This window comes from Cellulosimicrobium cellulans, assembly GCF_042723955.1.
Taxonomy (GTDB): domain Bacteria; phylum Actinomycetota; class Actinomycetes; order Actinomycetales; family Cellulomonadaceae; genus Cellulosimicrobium; species Cellulosimicrobium cellulans_H.
Genome location: NZ_JBHXIC010000012.1, coordinates 44,082 through 66,584 on the forward strand (window position 1 = coordinate 44,082; position 22,503 = coordinate 66,584).

The following is a 22,503-nucleotide window of genomic DNA, read 5'->3' on the forward strand; positions in this document are numbered from 1 at the left end:
TGAGGCCACATATCGATGTTTGTCAATCTGTGCGACGATGGTGGTCATGACGACGACAGAGCTCCCCCTCGCGCCCACCGCGAGCGCCACGGGGTGCTGCGCGCCGGACGCGACGACCGCCGTCGACCCCGAGGCGGCCCGCGGGCTGGCCCGCGCGTTCAAGGCGCTCGCCGACCCGGCCCGGGTCCAGCTGCTCGCGATCGTCGCCGCGCAGGAGGGCCGCGAGGCGTGCGTCTGCGACCTCACCGCCCCGGTCGGCCTCTCCCAGCCCACGGTGAGCCACCACCTCAAGATCCTCGTGGACGCCGGCTACCTCTCCCGCGAGCAGCGCGGCCGCTGGGCGTACTACGCGGTGGTGCCCGGCGCCGTCGACGAGGTCGCTGCGGCGCTCGTCGCCACGGCCGGCACCTGACGGCGCCGAGCGGCGGCGGGCCGCGCCGCCGTCAGTGGCCCGCGGTGACCCGTCCCGCGAGCCGTTCCAGGCGTTCGGTCGTGTCGGCGTTGGCGCCGACGATGGTGACGGTCTTGCCCTTGGCCTCGTACCGGGAGCGGATCGCGTCGAGCGTCGCGACGGTGGAGGCGTCCCAGACGTGCGCCCGGCTCATGTCGATGACGACCCGCGGCGGGTCGCCCGCGTAGTCGAACTGGTAGACGAGGTCGTTGGAGGAGGCGAAGAACAGCTCGCCCTCGACGGCGTAGGTGCGGGTGCCGTCGTCGGCCCCCGGTCCGGGCTGGGCGTCCAGGCGCGTGACGGTGGTGAGGTGCGCGACGCGGCGAGCGAAGAGCACCGTCGCCACGAGGACGCCCACGACCACCCCGTAGGCGAGGTTGTGGGTCCACACGGTCACGACGACGGTGGCGAGCATGACGGCGGTCTCGGACTTCGGCATCCGCCGCAGGGTGCTCGGCCGGACCGAGTGCCAGTCGAACGTGCCGACGGAGACCATGACCATCACGGCCACGAGGGCGGCCATGGGGATGATTGCGACGACGTCGCCGAGGCCGACGACGAGGATCAGCAGGAAGACGCCGGCCAGGAACGTCGAGATGCGCGTGCGCGCCCCGGAGACCTTCACGTTGATCATCGTCTGGCCGATCATGGCGCACCCGCCCATGCCGCCGAAGAAGCCGGTGACGATGTTGGCGGCGCCCTGACCCCAGGCCTCGCGCGTCTTGTTCGAGTGGGTGTCGGTGACGTCGTCGACGAGCTTCGCGGTGAGCAGGGACTCGAGGATGCCGACGAGCGCCATCGCGAGCGCGTACGGGGCGATGACCTGGAGGGTCTCGAGGCTGAGCGGCACGTCGGGGAGGAACAGCGAGGGCAGGGACTCGGGCAGCTCGCCCTCGTCGCCCACGGTCGGGACGTGGATCGCCGCGAGCACGGTCGCCGCGGTGAGCAGCACGATCGCGACGAGCGGCGCGGGGACGACCGTCGTCCAGCGCGGCAGGAGCACCATGATCGCGATGCCGACGGCGACCAGCGGGTAGACCATCCACGGCACGCCCTGCAGGTGCGGGAGCTGGGACAGGAAGATGAGGATCGCCAACGCGTTGACGAAGCCCACCATGACCGAGCGCGGGATGAACCGCATGAGCCGGGCGACCCCGAGGAGCCCCAGGACCACCTGGATGACCCCCGCGAGGATCACCGTGGCCACAAGGTAGTCGATCCCGTGCTCGCGCGCGACGGGGGCGATGACGAGCGCGACCGCGCCCGTGGCGGCGGAGATCATCGCCGGGCGTCCACCGAGGAACGCGATCGACACCGCCATGGTGAACGAGGCGAAGAGACCGATCCGGGGGTCGACCCCGGCGATGATCGAGAACGCGATCGCCTCGGGGATGAGCGCGAGCGCGACGACCAGGCCCGCCAGGACCTCGGTCTTGAGCCGCCGCGGAGACCTCAGCGCGGCGAGGACGGAGAAGGACTCGTCCGCCTCGGGCGCGCCGGAGACGGGCCGCGGCGTCGGGGTGGGGTCGGGCTGGGTGGGGTCGGGCTGGGTGGCGCGGACGTCGTCAGGCACGCGGAGATTCCTTCAGGGTCGACGGGCGCGGCGCGCCCCGGGGCCGGGCCGGGCGGCACGGTCCCGTCGGACAGGACGGGGGCACGCCACGCTGCGCGCGAAGAATGAGGGCGGCGGCGAGGGTCCTCGGGAGCGGGGAGCGGAGGAGTCGAGCCGTTCGGAACTCTACCCTAACGTGAGGGTAGGGTCGGAGCCCGCCCGCGGCACGAGAGAATCGGGACCATGGACGAGCCCACCGGTACCTTCCCGGCCACGATGCACATCGGCGCCGTGGCCTCCCGCACCGGCCTGTCGCTGCGCACGCTGCGCCACTACGACGAGGTGGGGCTCGTCCGTCCCTCGGGTCGCTCCGACGGCGGCTTCCGCCTGTACACCGAGCAGGACGTCGAGCGGCTGCTCGTCGTGCGCCGCATGAAGCCGCTCGGGTTCACGCTCGAGGAGATGGCCGACCTGCTCGAGATCTCCGACCGGCTCGCCGCGGGCGACGTCGACTCCCGGCTGCGGGAGCGCCTCGCCGTGTACGTCGGGACCGCCGAGGAGCGCCGGGCCGACCTCGCGCGCAAGCTCGACATGGCCGACGAGTTCATCGCGGTCCTCAAGGCGCGCTGAGGCACCACCGGTCGCGACGGGACCCACGGGGACCCGCGCGATCCGCCCGCACGGTCGGGACACCTGCCCCTGGGGCCCGGGACGCCGCCCGGTCGACGCTGCGGGGACCGCCGCGGCACGTGGCGGGCCCCGGCCGCGGGATCAGGCGGCCTCGAACGGAAGGTCGTCCCATGCAGGACAGCTCGCTCACCGCCCCGTCGCCGCTCGCCGGCGAACCCGCCCGCCGCGCTCGCGGCACGTCGCCGCGCGCGTGGGCCTGGACCGGCGTCGTCGCCGGGGCCCTCGGCCTCCTGTCGATCCAGTCGTCCATGGCCCTCGGCGTGAACTGGGAGGAGACCGCCGGGGACGCCGACGCGATCGTCGCCGACCTCGCGGGCCGCACCGGGACGCAGATCCTCTTCCACACCGCGACGATCGCGTGCGCGCTGCTCGTGCTCGTGTTCGCCGCGGGCCTCAAGCGCCGGCTCGACGCGCAGGCTCCCGCCGGGTCGCTCCTGCCGACGGTCGCGGGCTGGGGGCTCGTGCTCGTCTCGGTCGCCGGGCTGCTCGGCTCGGGCCTCGACACGCAGTTCCTCTTCGGCCTCGGCGACACCGCGCTCATCGTCCCGGAGTCGGGCGCGTTCTACTCCGACTGGGTCGCGACGATCCCGTGGCTGTGGGTCGGCGCCGGCGTGTCGGGCGTCGCGCTCGCCGTCGCGGCGCTGCGGCACGCGGCCGCGCCCCGCTGGATCGGCGTCGTCGGGCTCGTGCTCGGCGGCCTCGCGCTCCTCACGGGCGTCTCGCCGCTGCAGTACATGGCGGGCTTCGTCGGGCCGATCTGGCTCGTCGTCACCGCGCTCGGCTTCGCGCTCGGGGACCGGCGCTGAGCACGACCGGCGCGATCGGCAGCACGCGGCGAGATCGGCGCGTCCGGTCGAGGTCGGCGGACCTGACCGCCGACCTGGGCCCGGACCGCCGGTCTCGCCGCCGCCCGCGGCCGGGTGATCTCCCTCCCGGCCCCTTCTCGCCGCGCGTGCCGCGGCCCTACCGTGGGCCCGTGGCCGACCCCGGGCCCGGCCGCGCCGGGATGCCCCGCACGGGCTGGACGATCGGCGTCCTCGCCTGGGTGCTCGGCGTGTCCGCGCTCGCGCTCCAGCTCACCTCCGGGGTGCCCCTGCTGCTGGGCGACCTGCTGTTCGTCGTCGTCGACGCGACCGTCGCGCTCGTCTACGGCACCGTCGCCGCCGTGATCCTCGTGCGACGGACCCACGTCGTCGGGTGGCTCGTCGCGCTCGCGGGGATCGGCGGCGGGGTCGCCGCCCTGGGCGGGGCCTGGCGCAGCTACGCCTCGACCCACCCCGGCCTGCCGCCGCTCGCGCCGCTCGCGGACGCCTACGGGTGGGCGTGGGTCCCCGGGACGGTCGGGCTGTTCGTCCTCGTCCCGTGGTTCGTGCGCGGCGGGCGGCTCGGCGCGGGCGCGTGGTGCGGCGTCGCGGGCGGGGTCGCGTCCGTCGCGTTCTTCGTCCTCGCCCCCACGGACGACCCGCGCCCCGCGATCGCCGGCGTCGTCGTCATGGGGCTCGTCACCGCCGCCGCGACCGCGTGGCGCTGGCGGCACGGGCCCGCGGACGAGCGCCGCGGCCTGGGGCTGCTCGCGCTCGGGACGGCGCTCATGGCCCTGTCCTTCCTCCCGCTGCTCGGCACCTGGGCCAACCCCGACGTCCTCCTCGCGCTGCCCCTCACGCACCTCGCGTGCCAGGCGCTGTTCCCCGCCGCGATCCTCGTGTGCGTGCTGCGCAACCGCCTGTGGGGCATCGACCTCGTGCTGTCGCGCGCGACCGTCGCCGCGATGCTGGCCGTGGGTCTCGCCGTCGTCTACGCGGTCGTCGTCGTGCTCGCGACGACCGTCGTGGACGGCCCGGCAGCGCAGGTCGTCGCGGCGGTCGGGGTCGCGCTCGCGGTGCAGCCGTTGCACACCTGGCTGCGGCACCGGGTCCGCACGCTCGTCTACGGCGAGGGCAACGACCCGGGCCGCGCCGCACTGAGCGTCGGTCGACACCTGTCGTCGGCGTCGACCGCCGACGACCTGGTCGTGAGCCTCGCCGTCGGGGTGCGGGAGGCGCTGCGCCTGGAGAGCGTGACGATCGAACGGTCCGCGGCGGGCCCGACGACGCCCGGTGGCCCGGTGCTCGACGTCGCGTCCGAGCCCGGCTGGTACGGCCCGGTGGGCCCGGCGACCGGCCGGACGGTGTCGCTCCCTGTGGAGCACGGCGGGCGGGTGCTCGGCCGCGTCCACGTGGTCGCGCGGGCGGGCGAGCGCCTCGACGCGCGGACCCGGGATGCGCTCGACCAGCTCCTGCCCGTGCTCGGCGCGGGCCTCGCGCTCGCCCAGGGCGCGCGCGAGCTCGAGGAGGCGCGCGACGCGACGACCCGTGCCCGCCTCGCCGAGCGGCGCGTCATCCGCCGCGAGCTGCACGACGGCGTCGGGCCGTGGCTCGTCGGCCTGCGCCTGGGCCTGCAGGGGGCGCGCAACACGCTCGAGACCGACCCGGGTGCGGCTGCCGCCGTGCTCGACGCCCTCGGCGCCGAGGTGGCGCAGCGCGTCGAGGACGTCCGCGCCCTCTCCCGCAGCCTCCTGCCGCCGTCGCTCGACGAGCACGGCCTGGAGGTCGCGCTCGGCGAGCTCGCGGGCCGGCAGGCGCTCGGCGGGTTCGTCGTGGACGTGCGGTGCGACCCGTGCGACGGCCTCGACCCGCGCGTCGCCGCGGCCGCGTACGCGATCGCGAGCGAGAGCGTCGTCAACGCCGCGCGGCACTCCGGCGCGGAGGAGTGCCGGCTGACGGTGCGGCTCGGCGACCGCTGCCTCGTCGTGGCGTGCGAGGACGACGGGCGCGGGATCGCGCCCGACGCGACGCGCGGCGTCGGCTCCAGGTCGCTGCGCGAGCGCACGGACGAGCTCGGCGGGCGGCTCGACGTCACCGCGGTGCGGCCCGACGGCGACCGCCCGGGCACGCGCGTGCGCGCCACCCTCCCGCTGCTCCCGTCCGGCGCGCTCGCGCGCGAGGGGGCGTCGTGATCCGCGTGGCGGTCGTGGACGACCACCCGGTCTTCCGGCTCGGGATGGCCGCGCTGCTCGACTCGTTCGAGGGCGTCCGGGTCGTCGGGCAGGCGGCGTCGGCCGCCCAGGCGCGGTCGCTGCTCGGCCTCGCCCCGCCGGATGAGCGGGCCGGCGCGGACGGCGCGGACGGCGCGGACGGCGCGGGGACGACGCCCGACGTCGTGCTCATGGACCTCGACCTCGGCGACGGCTCGGGCGTCGACGTGACGCGCGAGCTCGTGCGGGCCGACCCCGGCGCGCGCGTGCTCGTGGTCACGATGCACGAGGACGACGACGCCGTCGTCGCCGCGGTGCGTGCCGGGGCGCGCGGGTTCCTCGTGAAGTCCGCGAGCCCCGCGGAGGTCGAGCGCGCCGTCCGCGCGGTGGCCGACGGCGCGATGATCCTCTCCCCGTCCGTCGCCGACCGGGCGATGGCCTACGTCGTGGGCGGTCGCGCCGCGGCGCGCGTGCCGTTCCCGCAGCTCACCGACCGCGAGCGCGAGGTGCTCGACCTCGTCGCCGCCGGCCTCGACAACGCCTCCATCTCGCGGCGCCTCGTGCTCAGCCCCAAGACCGTGCGCAACCACGTCGCGAACGTGCTCGCCAAGCTCGCCGTCCGCGACCGCGCCGCCGCGATCGTCCGGGCCCGCGAGGAGGGTCTGGGCACCGCGAGGTAGAACCGTGGTCACGGGGGCGAACCGCGGTCCGCCGTCCTCGGCGAAGGGCCGGTCAGCCCTCGTCCTCCTGGATGATCGACAGCACGTTGCCCGCCGGGTCGGTGAACCACGCGATGAGCGGGCCGCCGCCGCGGAAGACGAAGTCGTCGTCGGTCTCGACCGGCGTCCCCTCGTACCGCTCGAACACGACGCCGCGCTCGCGCAGGGTCGCGACGGTGCCGGGCACGTCGTCGACCGGGAAGTTGAGGACGGTGAACGACGCGGGCTCGTGCGCGTCGCCCTTCGGGTAGACGAGCACGCCGGAGTCGCCGGGCACCCGGATCCACAGCAGGTCGTCGCCTTCGACGGTGAGCCCGAGCAGGTCGCCGTAGAAGTGCCGCGCCGCCTCGACGTCGTCGACCGAGAACCCGCTGAACGCCTTGCCGAGCATGTCGCCTCCTGGGGTCGGGGCGGGCCGGGCGGCCCGCTCTCCCCAGGGTCGACCGGCGCGGGCTCTCCCGCTCATCGGTCGCGGACCGCCGCCAGCAGCAGATGTGCCCGAAGCCTGAGCGTCGGGACCGCTGGACCTCCCCGTGCGACCACGTCGAGCCACGACGTCAGCCTGACCGGCTCAGACCCGCTCGATGTCGCCGGGGCGCCAGGTGCGGTCGAACCACGCCTCGAGCGGACCGTAAAGGCGCAGGAGGACGAACCAGCCCTTGCCCGGCACGGTCTGGACCCAGTTCGAGGCGAGCTCCTGCGGTTCGTCCGGCCCGAAGACGATGTCCACGGAGCCGTCGTCGTTGCGGACGAGGTCGTCGCGCTTGCTGTTGCGGCTCGGCAGCGGCTGGCCCGTCTGGAGCTCCGAGCGGGTCTGCGGGTCGTACACCACGACCGACCAGAAGTCCGCGGCCGGTATGCCGGCCGGGAGCCGGAGCCGGTACGCCTTCCCGCCGTCGAGCGGAGCATCGTCCACGTCCACGGTGGCCAGCGCGTACTGCGACCCCTTACCGACCATCTTCAACGCCATGGCCGGTGTCGTTCGCGTGGACGGTGTTCACCGGGACGCCCGAGAGCGAGGTCCACTCCATCGCCGGAGGGTCGTCCCGCCGCGAGAGGGGGTAGACCCGGACGCCTGACCGGAACTTCTGCACGGCGGCGTCGGGTCGGCCGTCGACGAGGAACCCGCGCAGGACCACGAGGTTCACCGCGCTCGGCGACTCGGCCACGAACCAGCCCTCCGGCCGCTCCCCGTCGTAGCCCGGCGGAACGATCAGGTACGTCCCGCCTGCCCCACGGTCCGGCCCCGGCGCGCCGAGGTCCACGACGAACCGGAACCACGCGTCGTCGACCGTGCCGGGACCGCACCCCGGCGGCACCTCGATGACGGTCGGGCCGTCACGCTCGACGTCGAGCATGACGATGGCGTACACGGTGTCGGTGTTGCCCGTGAGGAGGAGCGGGTCGGAGTCGAGCAGCCTGTCGGTGATCACGCCCTGGTGGCACGCGTCCCCTGCGACCTCGACCATCCCCCGCCGGATGCCCTCCAACGACGCAGCCGGGACGCAGTTGAGGAACACCTCGACACCCCGCAGGAGGTCGAGGTGGTCGTACAGGCGCACCGTCGTCTCGGCGGTCGGCACGCCGTCGTCGAACCGTAGCTCGCCGATGCTCGTCGCGACCCGATCGGGCGTCGTGATCTGCACCGGGACCGGCGTGTTGTACCCGGAACGGGCGTTCATGCTCATCGACCTTCTCTCCTCGAGCTCGCGGTCAGCGCCGACCGCGTCGGTCGTCCCGCCGGTCCTGCCGGCGATCCTGCCGCCGGTCGACCCCGTTCGAGACCACCTTCGCGGTGCCGACCACCGCTGCTGTCCGTGCGACGGGGCGGCCGATCATCCCGACCCGCCCGACCCGTCCGATCCCGATCGGCATCGTCATTCCCCTCCGCTCGTCATGGACGCGACCAGCGCCTGCGTCGGGATGCGCCCCGACGCGATGAGCTGGCCGCCGCTGCGACGGGCCGCGACCGCGAACGGCGCCGCCCACGTGTTCTCCCACACCAGCACGCCCGCGCTGCTGCCGGGCTCCATCGCCGCCGCGACGTGGACCAGGTCCTCCTCCGCGAGCAGCTCCGCCAGGGTCGCCTCGACCGTGCCGAGCACCCCCAGGTCCTCGAGGTCCTCGACCTCGTCGACCTCGATCGACCCTTCGTCGCCCTTGTGGACGAGGACGAGGTCCAGCACGCGGACGGTGCCGTCCGCGACCAGGGTGGCCAGCTCGATGGCCATCTCCCCGGTCAGACGGCGCTCGCCGGCGGGGAGCTCGATCACGACGTAGTCGATCGGCCCCAGCTCGACGTCGTCCTCCGCCTCGACGTTCAGCTCGGTCATCGGGTGCTCCTTCCGGGACGGCGACCTGTCTGGTCTCGTCATCCATCAGAGCCGCCAGGCGGGCCGGGAGCCATCACGCGATCCGCGTGAACCCGGGTCACGCGGGGCGCCGGGCCACGCCCGCAGGGGCCGCGGGTCGTCCTCGACGCGCGCTCTTCCCCGCACCTCCCTACTCTCGCTCTGTCGGTGCCGGTCGCTCGCGCCGTCGTGGTCGTCGACCACCGTGCGGGGGACGAAGGGAAGCACCATGACCGACCTGACGGGATCGATCGAGCAGACGACACCGTCGTCCGGGTGGCAGCGGTTCTGGGGCCGCGGCGGCTGGTGGCGTGCCTTCCTGTTCGCCGTGCTCTACATCGCGGTGTACCTCGGCGTCGGTCTGCTCGTCGGGCTCCTCCACCTCGGACCGCCGAGCTCGGACGCGATGCTCGACTCGTCTGGCCACGTCTTCTTCGGCCTCGTGCTGCCGATCCTCGTCATGTGCGTCCTGCTCGTCGTGTTCGTCCGGAGCGTGCGGTGGCGTCGCGAGGTGTTCGGGCCGCAGCCCGTCGCGGGCCGGCCGTGGATGTGGGTCGCGGTCGTCCTGGTCCTCGTCCCGATCGTGCTGCACGTCGCGGGGACGAGCTGGTCGTCCTACAGCCCGACGGTCGTCCTGACAGTGCTGTTCCTCGGCCTGTGCGTCGGGTTCTCGGAGGAGGTCCTCACGCGCGGCGTCGCCGTCACGATGCTGCGCCGCGCGGGCTACGGGGAGAAGGCGGTGATGGTCCTGTCGTCGCTGCTGTTCGCCTTCCTCCACGCGAGCAACGCGCTCTCGGGGCAGGAGCTCGTGACCGTCGGCACCACGATCGTCTTCGCCTTCGGGTTCGGCACGATGATGTACCTCTCGATGCGCGTGACCGGCAGCATCGTGCCCGCGATCCTCCTGCACGCCGCGACCGACCCGACGACGATCCTCGCGACGGGCGGCGTCGACACGCACGGTGCGAGCGGCGGGACCGGGTCGCTCGTCGCGCTCGCCGGGATCTTCAACATCGTCTTCGTCGTCGCCGCCGTCGTGGCGATCTTCCTCGTCTCGGGGCGCTCCGAGACGCGTACCGCGGCACCGGACGGCGCCTGAGCGAGCGCGCCGACCGTCAGGACCGACGGCCCCGGAGCGCGATCACGGGGCCGGAGAACAGCGCGATGCCGAGCATGAACCCGACGTCGTACCAGTTCCCGTTGTTGTCGACCTCGTAGATGTTCACCGTGTCCGTGAAGAGCGACACGATGAACGTGAACGGCAGGATCATCCCCTGCCACAGGCCCCACCAGAACCCGTAGCCGCCCGGGTTCGCCTCCAGGTTCGGCCCGGCCGCGCAGGCCCCCAGCAGCAGGACCACCGCGATGGCGAGAGCCGCACCGGCTCCTCGTCGCGTCGTCGTGGACATGACGCTCACCTCCGGCACCAGTGAACCGCGCGCGCCGTCCTGCGGCGAGGGCTGGGGCGCGCGGCACCACGGCAGGCCGGGTGTCGGGGCCGTGCGGCAGGATGGCGGCATGACGCAGAGCACGGACGACGGCGCCCTCTCGAGCGGCCCCGCGGGGGACCCGGCGGGCAGCGGCACGGCCGCGGGCGGGGAGCTCATGCTCCTCGACACCGCGAGCCTGTACTTCCGCGCGTTCTTCGGGGTGCCCGACTCGATCAAGGCACCCGACGGCACGCCCGTCAACGCGGTGCGCGGGCTGCTGGACATGATCGCGACGCTCGTCGCCGACCGTCGCCCGTCGCGCCTCGTCGCGTGCTGGGACGTGGACTGGCGCCCGGCGTTCCGCGTCGAGGCCATCCCGTCGTACAAGGCGCACCGGGTCGCGGAGCAGGTCCCCGGGACGACGGGCGTCGAGGAGGTCCCGGAGAAGCTCGTCCCGCAGGTGCCGGTGATCGTCGACGTGCTCGCCGCGCTGGGGATCGCACGCGTCGGCGCGGCGGGCTACGAGGCCGACGACATCATCGGCACGCTCACCGCGCGCGAGGTCGCGCGGCGCGGGGCCGAGGACGTGGCGCCGGACCCGTCGGGCCGGGCCGCCGTCGAGGTCGTCACGGGAGACCGCGACCTGTTCCAGCTCGTCGACGACGCCGCGGGCGTGCGCGTCCTCTACCCGACGAAGGGCGTGAAGAACCTCGACGTCGTCGACCAGGCGCGCCTCGCGGAGCGGTACGGGATCACGACGGGCGCGGCGTACGCGGACATGGCGGTGCTGCGCGGCGACCCGAGCGACGGCCTGCCCGGCGTCCCGGGCATCGGGGAGAAGACGGCGGTCGCGCTGCTCGGGAGGTACGGCGACCTCGCGGGCGTGCTCGCCGCGCGCGACGCCGGAGACCCGGGCCTGACGGCGACCCAGCGCCGTCGGCTCACCGAGGCGGCCTCGTACCTGAAGGTCGCACCGCTCGTGGTGCGCGTCGCTCCGGACGCCCCGGTCGGGGACGTCCGGGACGCGCTGCCGACCGCCCCCGCCGACCCCGACGGGCTCGCGGAGCTCACCGAGCGGTGGGGACTCGGGACGTCGGTCCGGCGCCTGCTGGACGCTCTGGCGCATCCGGAGCGCTGAGGCACGTCCGCCTCGCCCGGCGGCGCCCGCGGGGCCCGGTCGGGCGACCGTGACCTCCTCGCGGCAGGACGTTCATCTCTCGTTCATGCTCTGTTGCCATCGTCGGCACCCGCGCCGGGCGACGAGCCCGGCCCTCGCAGGACGACCAGGAGGACCCCATGCCCGTGCCCGGACGCGCCGTCGGCGCAGCACTTCTCGGGACGGGCGCCGCGCCCGTCGGCGGGCTGCTCGCGCTCCTGCTCCTCGCCGACCTCGCCCTCATCGGCCTCCACCTGTCGCTCAAGATCTTCGGGGAGCCGTCGGGCTACACGTTCGACCTCGGTGTCGACCGCGGGTACGGCGAGCTCGTCCAGTACCTGAAGTCGCTCTGGGCGGGCGCGCTCGCGGCCCTGCTCGCCGTCCGCCGTCGGGCCGCCGTCTTCGCGGCCTGGGCGCTCGTGTGCGGGTACCTGCTCGCGGACGACTGGTTCCAGCTGCACGAGCGGTTCGGCGCCGCGTTCGCCGCGCGGGTCCCCGCCCTCGGGTCCCTCGCCAACGACGTGGGCGAGCTCGTCTGGACCGGTGGCGTCGGCCTCGTCCTGCTGACGATCGTCGCCGTCACCCACGTGCGCGCCGGTGCGCGGGACCGGGCGGTGTCGGCGGTGCTCGTCGTGCTGTTCGGCGTCCTCGTGCTGCTCGGGATCGTCCTCGACGCGGTGCACCACACCGTCCTGGACGTCCCGGCCTTCGACGTCCCCCTCACGACGCTCGAGGACGGCGGCGAGCTCCTCGCCCTGAGCGTGATCGTCACGTTCCTCTTCGCGGTGGCCTTCACGGGGCACGAGCCGGTCCTCGGGCGACGGCTGGCCTTCCTCGCCCGTGGGCGCGCCGACCACCCGGCGCGCACCGCGTCCTGACGGCGGTCCGGCAGACTGGGCGGGCGCCGTCGGGCACCCGGCCCGGGCGACCGCTCGACCCCCTGGAGGCGACCCCGTGGCCCTCGTCCGTTGCAGCTTCTACTCCGACGTGCTCGAGGTGAGCACGACGATGACCGTCGTGCTCCCGCAGGCCACGACGACCCAGATCGGGATGTCCGGGTCCGCGAGCGCCCGCGCCGAGGGCGCACCGGTGCTGTACCTCCTGCACGGCATGAGCGACGACGAGACGATCTGGACCCGCCGGACGTCGATCGAGCGGTACGTGGCCGACCGCGGGCTGGCCGTCGTCATGCCGCGCGTGGAGCGCAGCTTCTACGCCGACGAGGCACACGGCCACCGGTACTGGACCTTCCTGTCGGAGGAGCTGCCGAGCCTGGTCGACCAGTTCTTCCGGGTGTCGTCGCGCCGCGAGGACACGTTCGTCGCAGGCCTGTCGATGGGCGGCTACGGCGCGTTCCGGTGGGCGCTGCGCCACCCCGAGCGTTTCGCGGCGGCAGCGAGCCTGTCCGGGGTCCTCGACCTCGCCGACGAGTCGTACCGCGAGCGTCGCCTGCCCGACATCGAGCGGGTGTTCGGCGACCGCGAGATCGCGGGCTCGGACGACGACCTGCTCGCCCTGCTGCGGCGCGCCGAGGCCGAGGGCCGCACGGCCGACCTCCCCGACCTGTTCCTCGCGTGCGGGACGGAGGACTTCCTCGTCGACGGCAACAGAGCGTTCGAGCGCGCGGCCGATGAGTCCGGCGTGGCGCTGCGGTCGGAGTTCTCGCCCGGGACGCACGAGTGGGGGTTCTGGGACCGCACGATCCAGGACGTCCTCGACTGGCTGCCGCTGCCGGGGTCGCCACGAACCTGACCCGGCGCCCTCCCTACCCCTCGGGGCACGTGTCACACACCGTGCCCGCGCGTCGTCGTGTGGGTGACCGCACCTAGCGTCGACACGCGCACACCGCGACGAAGGGGACCACACCATGACCACCTCTGCCACCACGCTCTCGCCCGCCGACGTCGCCGCGCTGCGCGACCGTGTCACCGGGCGCGTCCTCGCCCGCGACGACGTGCCCGACGGCGGCCCCACCGCCGCGGAAGCCGTCGCCGCCCACAGCACTCTCGTCGTGCACGACCCCGACCTCGCGGTGCTGGCCGCGACGGAGTCGGACGTCGTCGAGGCGGTCCGGTTCGCGGCCCACCACGGGCTGCGCGTGCGGGCCCACGCGACAGGCCACGGCGCGGCGGCCCCGATCACGGACGGCCTGGTCCTCGGCACGAGCGACCTCGGGGGCGTGGAGATCGACCCGGAGACGCGGGTCGCGCGCATCGCCGCGGGCACGCGCTGGAAGTCCGTGGTCGAGGCCGCGGCGGAGCACGGCCTGCTGCCCGTCACGGGGTCGTCCACGGGCGTCGGCGTCGTCGGCTACACGCTCGGCGGCGGGTTCGGACCGCTCACGCGCAGCCACGGGCTCACGACGGACTGGGTCCGCGGGTTCCGGGTCGTGCTGGCGGACGGCTCGGTCGTCGAGGCGAGCGCGGAGTCCGAGCCGGACCTGTTCTGGGCGCTGCGCGGCGGCAAGGGCGGTCTGGGCGTGGTGACGCGCGTCGACGTCGAGCTCGCACCGCTGCGCACCCTGTACGCGGGGGCGCTCACGTTCGACTCCCCGCACATCGAGGACGTCCTGCGCGGCTGGGTCGACTGGACGGCGACCGCGCCCGACGACGTCACGACGTCGGCCGTCGTGCTCGCCCTTCCGGACCTGCCGTTCATCCCCGAGCACCTGCGCGGTCGTACGGTGCTCAACCTGCGCTTCGCCTATCCGGGCGACGCCGCCGAGGGCGAGCGCCTGGCCGCCCCGTTGCGGGCGCTCGCGCCGGTCATGGCCGACGCGGTCGGGGAGATCCGGTCGACCGCCGTCGCGACGATCCACTCCGACCCCGAGGACGCCGGTCCCTCGTGGGTCTTCGGCGCGGGCCTGCGCGCGGTGGACGGGGAGTTCCTCGACCGATTCCTCGCCGGCCTCGGTCCGGGCAGCGGCTCGCCCTTCGTCGCGGCAGAGCTGCGGCACGCCGGCGCGCGTTCTCGTCATCGTCGTCGAAGTCCCAGTCCTCGCCGGTGGGCTCGCTGCATCTCGCCCGCGGTGAGCCGCTCGACGAGGAGGTCGGTCAGGATGCCTGACAGCGGGTCGTCCTCGGCGCCGCGGTCGTCGGCACCCGCACCCGCCCGGTCACGCGCGGCGTCGACGATCCCCCAGAAGGTCCCTCGATCCATGGCCCGGACGGTACGGCCGGTCACCCACAGACGATGGTCCCCCGGCGACGTCGTCGGTCCGGATCTGGATCTACTGGATCGTCCGCACCCCGGTGCGGCGCACCCAGCGGCGCTGCCACGGCGTCTCGACCGCGCGGGGCCGGTAGTGGGCACGGACCCAGGCCACGGCGTCGTCGGGACGGACGCCGCCCCAAACGGCGAGGAGCGCGAGCGCCGTGCCGGTGCGCCCGGTACCACCCGCGCAGGCGACCTCCACGCGCACGTCGGCCGCCCTCTCGTACGCCTCGCGGAGCGTCTCGACAGCGTCCGGCGTGGACCGCGGCAGCGCGAAGTCCGGCCACCGGACCCAGCGCGACTCCCACGTCGTGACCGGCGGCGGCGTCCCGGTGAGGTAGACGCCGAGCTCCGGCACGTCGTCCCGCCCGGGCGGCCCTGAGCGGAGCCCGCGGCCCCGCACCCGGCGCCCGTCCGGCAGCTCCACGACCCCGTCGCCGTGCTCCCACGAACCCATGCCCTCCCCCTTCACCGACGGGCGTGCCGACGCGGCGCCGTGCCCGCGGACCCGGGGCCCGCGCCGGCCCGCGAGCGCCGGAGCAGCACGTGGACCAGGTAGACGACCGCCAGCACCACGACGACGGCGACGACGCCCTTCTGGTACGTCCCGATCGCGGCCTCGATCTCGGGCCACCGCTCCCCGAGACCGTAGCCGAGCAGGACGAGCGTGGTGTTCCAGACGCCGCTGCCGACCGCGGTCAGGACGAGGAACCTGCCCAGCGGCATGCGTTCGACGCCGGCCGGGATCGAGACGAGACTGCGCACGATCGGGACGACGCGCCCGACGAGGACCGCGGTCGTCCCGTACCGGGCGAACCACGCCTCCGCCGTGTCGACGTCCTCGACCCGGACGAGCGGCAGGCGTGCCGCGACGGCGCGGAGCCGCTCGGCGCCGAGGGCCGCGCCGAGCCAGTAGAGGAGGAGAGCTCCGACGACGGAGCCCGCCGTCGTCCACAGGATCGCCTCGAGCAGCCCGAGGCGCCCCTGCGCGGCCGTGAAGCCGGCCAGGGGCAGGATCACCTCGCTCGGGATCGGCGGGAAGAGGTTCTCCAGGGCCACCGCCACACCTGCTCCCGGCGCGCCGAGGGACTCCATCAGGCTCACGGCCCAGTCCGTGAGACGGGTGATCGGGCCCGCGTCAGAGGACGCGACCGCAAGTGCAGAAGCTGGGGAGAAGGTCATGCCGACGACGCTAGGAACGACCGGGACGCACCGGAACGCGGTGTCACGCACGGCCTGCGGCGGCTTCCCGCGGCACAAGGGGTGCGGTTTCCCTCAGTCCGCTCGTCAGGACGCGTCGTTAGGGTGAGTCGCGTGCCCAGCCGAGCGCCGTCCGTCGTCCGTGCCTCGTGCGGTGTCGTGGTCGGGGTCTGCCTCGTCCCGATGGACGCGGCGACGCTGCTCGCCGCCGCGGTGGCGGCCCCGTTCGCGCGCGCGTCCACCCGGACGGCGGGCTGGCGGGACGGACGGGTCCGGGCCGCCGTGCGTGTGCACGCGCGGCGCCTGGAGCGGTGGTTCGCCTGGCACACCGATGCTCCGGACGGCACCGGTCGACCTGTGCGCTACCTCGCCGCCCGCCTCGCCGTGGGCCTGCTCAGCGCGGGGATCCTCCTCCTGCTCGCCTACGGGGCGTTCGCGGCGGTGCTCATGACGGCGTCGTGGGCGTTCGACCTGCGGGTGCCCGCGCTGGCGGACGACGACAGCGACCCGACGACCGGGCTCACCGTCCTCTCGGCGGTCGTCCCGGGCGGGATCCTGCTGTACCTCGCGTTCATGGGCCTCGTCGGCTCCGCGGCGCTCGAGCGGGCGGCGGCGAGCCGGCTGCTGGGCGAGGAGGACCGGACGCAGCTCCTCGCCCAGGTCGAGGCCCTCGCCGCGTCGCGCTCGGACATCGTCGCGGCCGTCGAGGCGGAACGCCGTCGGGTCGAGCGCGACCTGCACGACGGCGTCCAGCAGCAGGTCGTGGCGCTCGGCATGCTGCTCGACCGGGGCCGGCGGGCCACCGACCCCGTGGTCCGCGACCGGCTCCTCGCCGACGCCGCGGACGAGACCGCCCGGGTGCTCGCAGCCGTCCGCGACGTCGCCTGGCGGGTGCACCCCGCGGCGCTGGACACCCGGGGACTGCGACCGGTCCTGGCGCGCCTCGCGGCGCGGGCGACCCCGCCCGCGGAGCTCGACTACCGCCTCGACGGGCGAGCGGGGCCCGCGGTGGAGGCGTGCGTGTACTACGTGGTCGCCGAGGCTCTGGCGAACGTCGCCAAGCACGCCGGCGCGACCCGCACGACGGTCACGGTGGCCTCGGCCGACGGCGTCGTAAGGGCCGCGGTCACGGACGACGGCCGGGGTGGCGCGTCCCCCCGCGGCGGTCGCGGGCTCGCGGGCCTCGCTGCCCGGGCGGCGGCGCTCGGCGGCTCGCTCGACGTGGCCAGCCCTCCCGGCGGGCCGACCACGGTGACGGCGGTGCTGCCGTGCGCGTGATGATCGCCGAGGACTCCGCCCTCCTGCGCGAGGGTCTCCGGGCCCTCCTCGTGGACGAGGGCGTCACGGTCGACGCCGCCGTCGGCGACGCCGACGAGCTCCTCGCCCTGCTCGGGCGTCGTCCCGCGCCGGACGTCGTGCTGCTCGACGTGCGCATGCCCCCGACGCACACGGACGAGGGCATCCGGGCCGCGATCGAGGTGCGGCGCCGCTTCCCCGGGGTCGGCGTGCTCGTCCTCTCGCAGTACGTCGAGGCCGAGCCGACGCGGGACCTCGTCACGAGCGACGGCGCGGGGGTCGGCTACCTGCTCAAGGACCGCGTGATGCGGGTCTCGGAGCTCCTGGACGCCCTGCGGCGCGTCGAGGCCGGCGACTTCGTCGTGGACCCGGAGGTCGTCCGCCAGCTCTTCGCGGACACCCCCCGCGCCGACCCCCTCTCGCGGCTGACGGAGCGCGAGCACGACGTCCTGCGCCTCATGGCCGAGGGCCGGACGAACGCCGGGATCGCGGCTGCGCTGCACCTGTCGCTGTCGGCGGTCGAGAAGCACGGCAACGCGATCTTCACCAAGCTCGGCCTCGACGCCGCGGGCGGGTACAGCCGCCGTGTCCTCGCCGTCCTGCACTACCTCCAGGGCTGACGACGGCGCCGGCTCACGCGCCCGCGTGCCGCGCCAGGATCGCGTGCGCGTCGGTGCCGCGGGGCAGGACGCCGTAGCCGTGGCCGCGGTCCTCCCCCAGGCGCGCCGTGACGAACGCGTCCGTCGTGGCCGACGGCGCGTGCCGCACCAGGAGCGACCCCTGGAGCGCGAGCGCGAGCGACTCCACGACGCGACGCGCCTGCGCCTGCTGCGCGCCGGCGTCGGACGCCGCGACCTCGGCGAGCAGGCGACGCGTGTGCGCGACGTGCGCGTCGAGGACCGGGTGCGCGCCCGCCGTCGTGCCCAGCTCGGCCTCGAACGCGGCGACCGAATCCGGCTCGCGGCCCATGGCCCGCAGGACGTCGAGCGCGATGACGTTGCCCGACCCCTCCCAGATCGCCATGACCGGCTGCTCGCGGTAGCGGCGCGCGAGGGGGAACGCCTCGGTGTACCCGTTGCCGCCCAGGCACTCCATCGCCTCGTACGCGTGGTGCGGTCCGCGCTTGCACACCCAGTACTTGCTCACGGCAGTCGCGAGGCGACGGAACGCGCGGTCGTGCTCGGACTCGCCGTCGTGCGCGGCGGCGAGTCGCACGGACGTGAGCGTCGCGGCCTCGGACTCGAGCGCGAGGTCGGCGAGCACCGCGGTCATGGCGGGCTGGTCGACGAGCGCCGCGCCGAACGCGCTGCGGTGCCGCGCGTGCCACAGGGCCTCGGTCACGGCCTGACGCATCCCCGCGGCCGAGCCGTGCACACAGTCGAGCCGGGTGCGCGACACCATCTCGATGATCGTCCGCACTCCGCGCCCCGGCTCACCGACGAGGAACCCGACCGTGCCGTCGAGCTCGATCTCCGACGACGCGTTCGACCGGTTGCCCAGCTTCTCCTTGAGCCGCTGGATGCGGAACACGTTGCGTGTCCCGTCCTCCAGCACGCGCGGCACGAGGAAGCACGACGGCGCCCCCTCGCCCGGTCCGCCCGGCACCTGCGCGAGCACGAGGAACGCGTCCGACATCGGCGCCGAGCAGAACCACTTGTGCCCCGTGAGCAGGTAGGCGCCGTCCGCGCCGGCGGGCACGGCCGTCGTCGCGTTCGCGCGCACGTCCGAGCCGCCCTGCTTCTCCGTCATCGCCATGCCGACGAGCGCGCCGGGCTTGCTCCCCGGGGCCGCGAGGGCGCCGTCGTACCCGCGGGACAGCAGGCGCGGCTCCCAGACCGCGGCGAGCCCCGGCGCGTGCCGGAGCGACGGCACCGCCGCGTGCGTCATGGAGACCGGGCAGGCGTGGCCCGGCTCGACCTGCGCGAACAGCGAGAACACCGCGCTCCGCACGACGTTCGCCCCCGGCCCTGGCTCCGCCCACGCGCTCGTGTGCGCGCCGTGCGCGACGGCCGCCCCGATCACCTCGTGGTACGCGGGGTGGTACTCCACCTCGTCGACGCGGTTGCCGCGGCGTTCGTGCGTGCGCAGCACGGGCTCGTGGACGTTCGCGAGCTCGGCCGCGCGCTGGAAGTCCCCCGACCCGACGAGCGCGCCGACCTCGATGAGCCGCTCCTCGCCCCACGCCCCGCCGTACGCGTGCACGGCGTCGCGCAGGACGGGGTGGTCGAGGTACTCGTTGACGCCCTCGCGCTCGGGCGGCTGGTTCGTCACCCGGTGGGTGACGTGGGGTGCCGGGCGCGACGCCGTCGCGGCCGGGTTCGAGGCAGGGGCCGAGGCACGGGCTGAGGCGGATGTCATGGTGGTGTCGGTCGGGGTCACGGTGTCCTCCTGCGGCTCTGCGGGTGGTTCGGGGCCGCGCTGTGGCGGCGGTGCGGGCGAGGTCCGGTGCTCAGGTCGGCTCGGACGTGGTCAGGGCGACCCGCGCGGCGGCCTGGGCGCCGACGGCGCCGAGGCAGAAGCGCAGGATCGTCGCGACGACGGCGTCCCGCGCCGCGGGCGGGACCGTGCCGTCGGGAGCGGTCGTGCCGCCCGCGAGCGGGGAGAGCGGTCCGGTGAGCGACTCGCCGATCGCGCCGACGAGGGCGGTCGCGACGACTGCCACGTCCTGGTCGGGGATCTCCCCGGCCTCGACGCCGGCGCGCACGACGTCCGCGAACGTCTCCGCGTACGCGCGGCGGTACTCCAGGCGCGCGGCGTCCACGGCCGGGTCGACCGGCTCGAGCAGCAGCGCCCACGCGAGCGTCGGGCCGCGCAGCGCGCGCCGCGCGAACGTGTCGACGGCGCGGCCGAGGCGCGCGACGGTCGTCCCGCCGGGCGGGTCGTCCGCACGCGCCGACGCGGCGTCCCGCACGGCGTCGAGCTCGACGTCGGCCGCCTGCCGGAACACGGCCACGAGCAGGTCCGCCTTGGTGGGGAAGTAGGAGTAGACGCCGCCCGTGCTCACCCCGGCGCGCGCGGCGAGGGCCTGCACGCTCGCCCCGGCGAACCCGCGCTCCGCGACGATCGTGCGCGCCGCGTCGAGCAGGGCCTCGCGCTTGCGCTCGCGGGCGGCCCGCGTGGCGGGCGTCTCGCGGTAGGGCACGGTTCCTCCGTCGTCGTCGAGGGTGCGCCGCCTCGTCGCGGCTTCCCACCAAGAATTGAACCATGGTTCAATTCATCGCGGTACCGGCCCCGGCCGGGCCGCCGAGACGGCGTCGAGGACGACGCCGGGCAGGACGTCGAGGAGGACGACATGCACCTGGGCAGCATGCTGGAGAGCACGGCACGCAAGGTCCCCGCCAAGGAGGCGCTCGTGCTGGGCGAGCGCCGGCTCACCTACGCCGAGCTGGACGACGCCGCGCGCCGCGCCGCCGCGGTGTTCCGCGACGCCGGGGTGCGCCCCGGCGACCGCGTCACCGTGATGACGTTCAACACCCCCGGCTTCGTCGTCGCGGCGTTCGGCCTGTGGCGGGCCGGGGCCGTGCTCGTGCCGGTCAACCACAAGCTCCAGGCGCCGGAGGTCGCGCGGCTCGTCGCGCACAGCGGCGCGGTGCTGGGCGTCGCCGACGCCTCGCTCGCGCCCGTGGTCACGACCGCGGCGCCCGGGGTGCGGTGGCTGTGGACGGAGACGGACGCCGTCGGACCGGACGCCGCCGCCTCCGACAGGGACGACGAGCGCGACGGCTTCGACCGGCTCGTCGCGGCGGCGACGCCGTGGGACGGCGTCCCACCGGACCAGGACGCGATCGCGCAGGTGCTCTACACGTCCGGCACGACGGCGGCCCCCAAGGGCTGCGAGCACACCCACCGCGGGCTGAGCTCCGTCGCGGCGTACACGACGGCCGCCGTCGGGCTGCGCGCGGACGACCGGTTCCTCCTCGCGATGCCGATCTGGCACGCGTCGCCGCTCAACAACTGGTTCCTGTCGATGGTGTTCCTGGGCGGGACGACGGTGCTGCTGCGCGAGTACCACCCGATCGAGATGCTGCGCACCGTCGCCGCGGAGCGCACGACGGCCTTCTTCGGCGCACCCATCGCGTACGTCGCGCCGCTCCAGGTCGCGGCCGCGCAGGGGATCGACCTGTCGGCGTTCGACCTGTCGAGCGCGCGGCTCTGGCTCGCGGGCGGCGCGCCGGTCGGCGCGGACACCGTCCGCGCGATCCGTGCCGCCTACCCCGGCGAGCTGCACCAGGTGTACGGCATGAGCGAGATGGGTCCGGTCGGCACCGCGCTCGGCCCGGCCGACCAGGAGCGCAAGGCAGGCTCGATCGGTCACGCGGGCATGCCGGGCGTCGACGTGCGGGTCGTCGACCTCGACGGGAACGACGTCGGGCCGGGCAGGACGGGCGAGGTCTGGTTGCGGTCGGACACCCGGATGGTCGGCTACCTCGACGACCCCGAGGCGACCGCCGCCGTCCTCGTCGGCGACTGGTACCGGACGGGCGACGTCGTGCACGTCGACGAGGACGGGTACCTCTTCATCGTCGACCGGCTCAAGGACGTCATCATCACGGGCGGCGAGAACGTGTACTCGCAGGAGGTCGAGGAGGCGCTGCGCGGGTCGCCCGAGGTCGCGGACGTCGCCGTCGTCGGGCGCCCGCACGCCGACTGGGGCGAGACCGTCGTCGCGTTCGTCGTGCCGGCCCCCGGCACCGAGCCGTCCCTCGACTCGCTGCGCGCGTTCCTCGCCGACCGGCTCGCGCGCTACAAGGTGCCGCGCGACGTCGTGCTCGTCACCGAGCTCCCGCGCAACCCGTCGGGCAAGCTCACCAAGCACGTGCTGCGCTCGCGGGTCCGCGAGAGCACCGCGGTCTGACCGTCGCCCGTCCCTGACCCCGACCGCGCCGCCGGGGTCAGGGGCGCGCGTGCTCGAAGATCACGGTCGTGCTGGTCCCCGCGACCTCGGGCCGCACGCTGAGCGTCTTGGACACCAGGTCGCGCAGGGCGTCGGAGTCGGCGACGGCGACGTGCAGGAGGAAGTCGCGGTCGCCGGTGACGAAGAAGACGCCCTCGACGTCCGGCAGCGTGAGCAGGTAGTCGCGGAACGCCTCGAGGCCCTTGCGCGCGCCCGCCTGGAGCCGGATCGCGATGAGCGCCTCGAGCCCGCGCCCCAGCGCGGCCGGGTCGACGTCGGCCCGGAAGCCGCGGATCACACCACGCTCCACGAGGGCGCGCACGCGCGCGTGGCACGTCGACGCGGCGATGCCGACGCGGGCCGCGATCGCCGCGTTCGTCGCCCGCGCGTCGGTCGCGAGGACGTCGAGGATGCGGCGGTCCACGTCGTCCAGGACGGCGGGTCGAAGATCCTTCGGCATGAGGAGCCTCCTCAGGTCGATCGGCGGAGATCGGGTCGGTCGCCGCCGGGCGCGACGACGATCCTTCGGCACATCTTG

The 22,503-nt window shown here is 74.8% G+C and carries 23 protein-coding genes and 1 pseudogene; 13 read left to right on the forward strand and 11 right to left on the reverse strand.

Translation table 11 applies throughout. The features are described from left to right. The first annotated feature begins 46 nt into the window (after positions 1-46). Complete coding sequence (locus ACFWH7_RS05415) at positions 47-412, forward strand: ArsR/SmtB family transcription factor (protein ID WP_378215440.1); 366 nt, start codon at positions 47-49, stop codon at positions 410-412. Between the two features lie 31 nt (positions 413-443). Here the strand turns inward: ACFWH7_RS05415 and ACFWH7_RS05420 are convergent, their stop codons facing one another. Next, complete coding sequence (locus tag ACFWH7_RS05420) at positions 444-2,024, reverse strand: SulP family inorganic anion transporter (RefSeq protein ID WP_378215441.1); 1,581 nt, start codon at positions 2,022-2,024, stop codon at positions 444-446. A 222-nt stretch (positions 2,025-2,246) separates the two neighbouring features. On the opposite strand from ACFWH7_RS05420, the gene ACFWH7_RS05425 reads away from it, so the two are divergent. The 4 genes from ACFWH7_RS05425 (at position 2,247) to ACFWH7_RS05440 (ending at position 6,386) form a co-directional block, all read left to right on the forward strand. Further along, positions 2,247-2,633 carry a MerR family transcriptional regulator gene (locus ACFWH7_RS05425; RefSeq protein WP_378215443.1) on the forward strand — a complete coding sequence of 129 codons (387 nt, stop codon included), beginning with the start codon at positions 2,247-2,249 and terminating at the stop codon, positions 2,631-2,633. Positions 2,634-2,803: 170 nt separating this feature from the next. Then, positions 2,804-3,499, forward strand: a complete 696-nt coding sequence (locus ACFWH7_RS05430; RefSeq protein ID WP_277515297.1) for a hypothetical protein — start codon at positions 2,804-2,806, stop codon at positions 3,497-3,499. Between the two features lie 170 nt (positions 3,500-3,669). Further along, positions 3,670-5,688 carry a sensor histidine kinase gene (locus ACFWH7_RS05435; RefSeq protein ID WP_378215445.1) on the forward strand — a complete coding sequence of 673 codons (2,019 nt, stop codon included), beginning with the start codon at positions 3,670-3,672 and terminating at the stop codon, positions 5,686-5,688. Beyond that, on the forward strand, positions 5,685-6,386 hold the full coding sequence (locus ACFWH7_RS05440) for a response regulator (RefSeq protein ID WP_378215447.1): 702 nt from the start codon (positions 5,685-5,687) through the stop codon (positions 6,384-6,386). Before ACFWH7_RS05435 ends, ACFWH7_RS05440 begins: the two co-directional genes overlap by 4 nt. A 52-nt stretch (positions 6,387-6,438) precedes the next feature. Here the strand turns inward: ACFWH7_RS05440 and ACFWH7_RS05445 are convergent, their stop codons facing one another. The 4 genes from ACFWH7_RS05445 to ACFWH7_RS05460 form a co-directional block, all read right to left on the reverse strand. Further along, positions 6,439-6,816 carry a VOC family protein gene (locus tag ACFWH7_RS05445; protein WP_378215448.1) on the reverse strand — a complete coding sequence of 126 codons (378 nt, stop codon included), beginning with the start codon at positions 6,814-6,816 and terminating at the stop codon, positions 6,439-6,441. A 180-nt stretch (positions 6,817-6,996) separates the two neighbouring features. Further along, on the reverse strand, positions 6,997-7,395 hold the full coding sequence (locus tag ACFWH7_RS05450; RefSeq protein WP_378215449.1) for a DUF1214 domain-containing protein: 399 nt from the start codon (positions 7,393-7,395) through the stop codon (positions 6,997-6,999). Further along, positions 7,373-8,107 carry a DUF1254 domain-containing protein gene (locus tag ACFWH7_RS05455; protein WP_378215451.1) on the reverse strand — a complete coding sequence of 245 codons (735 nt, stop codon included), beginning with the start codon at positions 8,105-8,107 and terminating at the stop codon, positions 7,373-7,375. The genes ACFWH7_RS05450 and ACFWH7_RS05455 overlap by 23 nt, the downstream gene beginning before the upstream one ends. A 195-nt stretch (positions 8,108-8,302) precedes the next feature. Further along, positions 8,303-8,758, reverse strand: coding sequence for a DUF6325 family protein (locus tag ACFWH7_RS05460; protein WP_378215452.1), 456 nt, complete (start codon positions 8,756-8,758; stop codon positions 8,303-8,305). A 247-nt stretch (positions 8,759-9,005) separates the two neighbouring features. Between ACFWH7_RS05460 and ACFWH7_RS05465 the strand changes: the two genes are divergently transcribed. After that, positions 9,006-9,875, forward strand: a complete 870-nt coding sequence (locus tag ACFWH7_RS05465; RefSeq protein ID WP_378215453.1) for a CPBP family intramembrane glutamic endopeptidase — start codon at positions 9,006-9,008, stop codon at positions 9,873-9,875. Positions 9,876-9,891: 16 nt separating this feature from the next. Here the strand turns inward: ACFWH7_RS05465 and ACFWH7_RS05470 are convergent, their stop codons facing one another. Next, entirely contained in the window at positions 9,892-10,185 is a 294-nt protein-coding gene (locus ACFWH7_RS05470; RefSeq protein WP_378215454.1) for a hypothetical protein, read from the reverse strand. A gap of 196 nt (positions 10,186-10,381) precedes the next feature. Here ACFWH7_RS05470 and ACFWH7_RS05475 point away from each other — a divergent pair, with 196 nt between their 5' ends. The 4 genes and pseudogenes from ACFWH7_RS05475 to ACFWH7_RS05490 form a co-directional block, all read left to right on the forward strand. Then, positions 10,382-11,344: a 5'-3' exonuclease gene (locus tag ACFWH7_RS05475; protein WP_378215471.1), complete on the forward strand. Its 963-nt coding sequence runs from the start codon at positions 10,382-10,384 to the stop codon at positions 11,342-11,344. Positions 11,345-11,502: 158 nt separating this feature from the next. Then, a complete protein-coding gene (locus ACFWH7_RS05480) occupies positions 11,503-12,240 on the forward strand; it encodes a hypothetical protein (RefSeq protein WP_378215455.1) in 738 nt (245 codons plus the stop codon). Positions 12,241-12,316: 76 nt separating this feature from the next. Further along, positions 12,317-13,114: an alpha/beta hydrolase gene (locus ACFWH7_RS05485; protein ID WP_378215456.1), complete on the forward strand. Its 798-nt coding sequence runs from the start codon at positions 12,317-12,319 to the stop codon at positions 13,112-13,114. Between the two features lie 115 nt (positions 13,115-13,229). Continuing rightward, positions 13,230-13,769: pseudogene (locus ACFWH7_RS05490) on the forward strand (FAD-binding oxidoreductase); the annotation flags it as partial. 822 nt (positions 13,770-14,591) lie between these two features. On the opposite strand, the gene ACFWH7_RS05495 reads toward ACFWH7_RS05490, so the two are convergent. Together ACFWH7_RS05495 and ACFWH7_RS05500 are read right to left on the reverse strand one after the other, a co-directional pair. Then, positions 14,592-15,032: a protein-tyrosine phosphatase family protein gene (locus ACFWH7_RS05495; RefSeq protein ID WP_378215472.1), complete on the reverse strand. Its 441-nt coding sequence runs from the start codon at positions 15,030-15,032 to the stop codon at positions 14,592-14,594. An 11-nt stretch (positions 15,033-15,043) separates the two neighbouring features. Further along, positions 15,044-15,670 (reverse strand): DedA family protein, encoded by a 627-nt coding sequence (locus tag ACFWH7_RS05500; RefSeq protein WP_378215474.1) that lies wholly within the window; start codon positions 15,668-15,670, stop codon positions 15,044-15,046. Positions 15,671-15,889: 219 nt separating this feature from the next. Between ACFWH7_RS05500 and ACFWH7_RS05505 the strand changes: the two genes are divergently transcribed. Together ACFWH7_RS05505 and ACFWH7_RS05510 are read left to right on the forward strand one after the other, a co-directional pair. Continuing rightward, positions 15,890-17,053 (forward strand): sensor histidine kinase, encoded by a 1,164-nt coding sequence (locus ACFWH7_RS05505; RefSeq protein ID WP_378215457.1) that lies wholly within the window; start codon positions 15,890-15,892, stop codon positions 17,051-17,053. Next, a complete protein-coding gene (locus ACFWH7_RS05510; protein WP_378215458.1) occupies positions 17,044-17,691 on the forward strand; it encodes a response regulator transcription factor in 648 nt (215 codons plus the stop codon). Before ACFWH7_RS05505 ends, ACFWH7_RS05510 begins: the two co-directional genes overlap by 10 nt. Before the next feature lie 13 nt (positions 17,692-17,704). On the opposite strand, the gene ACFWH7_RS05515 is transcribed toward ACFWH7_RS05510, so the two are convergent. Then, on the reverse strand, positions 17,705-19,450 hold the full coding sequence (locus ACFWH7_RS05515) for an acyl-CoA dehydrogenase family protein (protein WP_378215459.1): 1,746 nt from the start codon (positions 19,448-19,450) through the stop codon (positions 17,705-17,707). A gap of 70 nt (positions 19,451-19,520) precedes the next feature. Then, positions 19,521-20,213: a TetR/AcrR family transcriptional regulator gene (locus tag ACFWH7_RS05520; RefSeq protein ID WP_378215460.1), complete on the reverse strand. Its 693-nt coding sequence runs from the start codon at positions 20,211-20,213 to the stop codon at positions 19,521-19,523. Positions 20,214-20,363: 150 nt separating this feature from the next. Between ACFWH7_RS05520 and ACFWH7_RS05525 the strand changes: the two genes are divergently transcribed. After that, the gene (locus tag ACFWH7_RS05525) at positions 20,364-21,926 is read left to right on the forward strand and encodes a class I adenylate-forming enzyme family protein (protein ID WP_378215462.1); all 1,563 of its coding nucleotides are present in this window, start codon (positions 20,364-20,366) and stop codon (positions 21,924-21,926) included. Between the two features lie 37 nt (positions 21,927-21,963). On the opposite strand, the gene ACFWH7_RS05530 is transcribed toward ACFWH7_RS05525, so the two are convergent. Continuing rightward, positions 21,964-22,425 carry an Lrp/AsnC family transcriptional regulator gene (locus tag ACFWH7_RS05530; RefSeq protein WP_047231713.1) on the reverse strand — a complete coding sequence of 154 codons (462 nt, stop codon included), beginning with the start codon at positions 22,423-22,425 and terminating at the stop codon, positions 21,964-21,966. Positions 22,426-22,503 lie beyond the last annotated feature (78 nt).

Bases quoted from the DNA above. Each gene is read 5' to 3' on its own strand.
- ACFWH7_RS05415 (WP_378215440.1), top strand. From the start codon at position 47: ATGACGACGACAGAGCTCCCCCTCGCGCCCACCGCGAGCGCCACGGGG.
- ACFWH7_RS05425 (WP_378215443.1), top strand. From the start codon at position 2,247: ATGGACGAGCCCACCGGTACCTTCCCGGCCACGATGCACATCGGCGCC.
- ACFWH7_RS05430 (WP_277515297.1), top strand. From the start codon at position 2,804: ATGCAGGACAGCTCGCTCACCGCCCCGTCGCCGCTCGCCGGCGAACCC.
- ACFWH7_RS05445 (WP_378215448.1), bottom strand. From the start codon at position 6,816: ATGCTCGGCAAGGCGTTCAGCGGGTTCTCGGTCGACGACGTCGAGGCG.
- ACFWH7_RS05450 (WP_378215449.1), bottom strand. From the start codon at position 7,395: ATGGCGTTGAAGATGGTCGGTAAGGGGTCGCAGTACGCGCTGGCCACC.
- ACFWH7_RS05455 (WP_378215451.1), bottom strand. From the start codon at position 8,107: ATGAACGCCCGTTCCGGGTACAACACGCCGGTCCCGGTGCAGATCACG.
- ACFWH7_RS05460 (WP_378215452.1), bottom strand. From the start codon at position 8,758: ATGACCGAGCTGAACGTCGAGGCGGAGGACGACGTCGAGCTGGGGCCG.
- ACFWH7_RS05465 (WP_378215453.1), top strand. From the start codon at position 9,006: ATGACCGACCTGACGGGATCGATCGAGCAGACGACACCGTCGTCCGGG.
- ACFWH7_RS05470 (WP_378215454.1), bottom strand. From the start codon at position 10,185: ATGTCCACGACGACGCGACGAGGAGCCGGTGCGGCTCTCGCCATCGCG.
- ACFWH7_RS05475 (WP_378215471.1), top strand. From the start codon at position 10,382: ATGCTCCTCGACACCGCGAGCCTGTACTTCCGCGCGTTCTTCGGGGTG.
- ACFWH7_RS05480 (WP_378215455.1), top strand. From the start codon at position 11,503: ATGCCCGTGCCCGGACGCGCCGTCGGCGCAGCACTTCTCGGGACGGGC.
- ACFWH7_RS05495 (WP_378215472.1), bottom strand. From the start codon at position 15,032: ATGGGTTCGTGGGAGCACGGCGACGGGGTCGTGGAGCTGCCGGACGGG.
- ACFWH7_RS05500 (WP_378215474.1), bottom strand. From the start codon at position 15,670: ATGGAGTCCCTCGGCGCGCCGGGAGCAGGTGTGGCGGTGGCCCTGGAG.
- ACFWH7_RS05525 (WP_378215462.1), top strand. From the start codon at position 20,364: ATGCACCTGGGCAGCATGCTGGAGAGCACGGCACGCAAGGTCCCCGCC.
- ACFWH7_RS05530 (WP_047231713.1), bottom strand. From the start codon at position 22,425: ATGCCGAAGGATCTTCGACCCGCCGTCCTGGACGACGTGGACCGCCGC.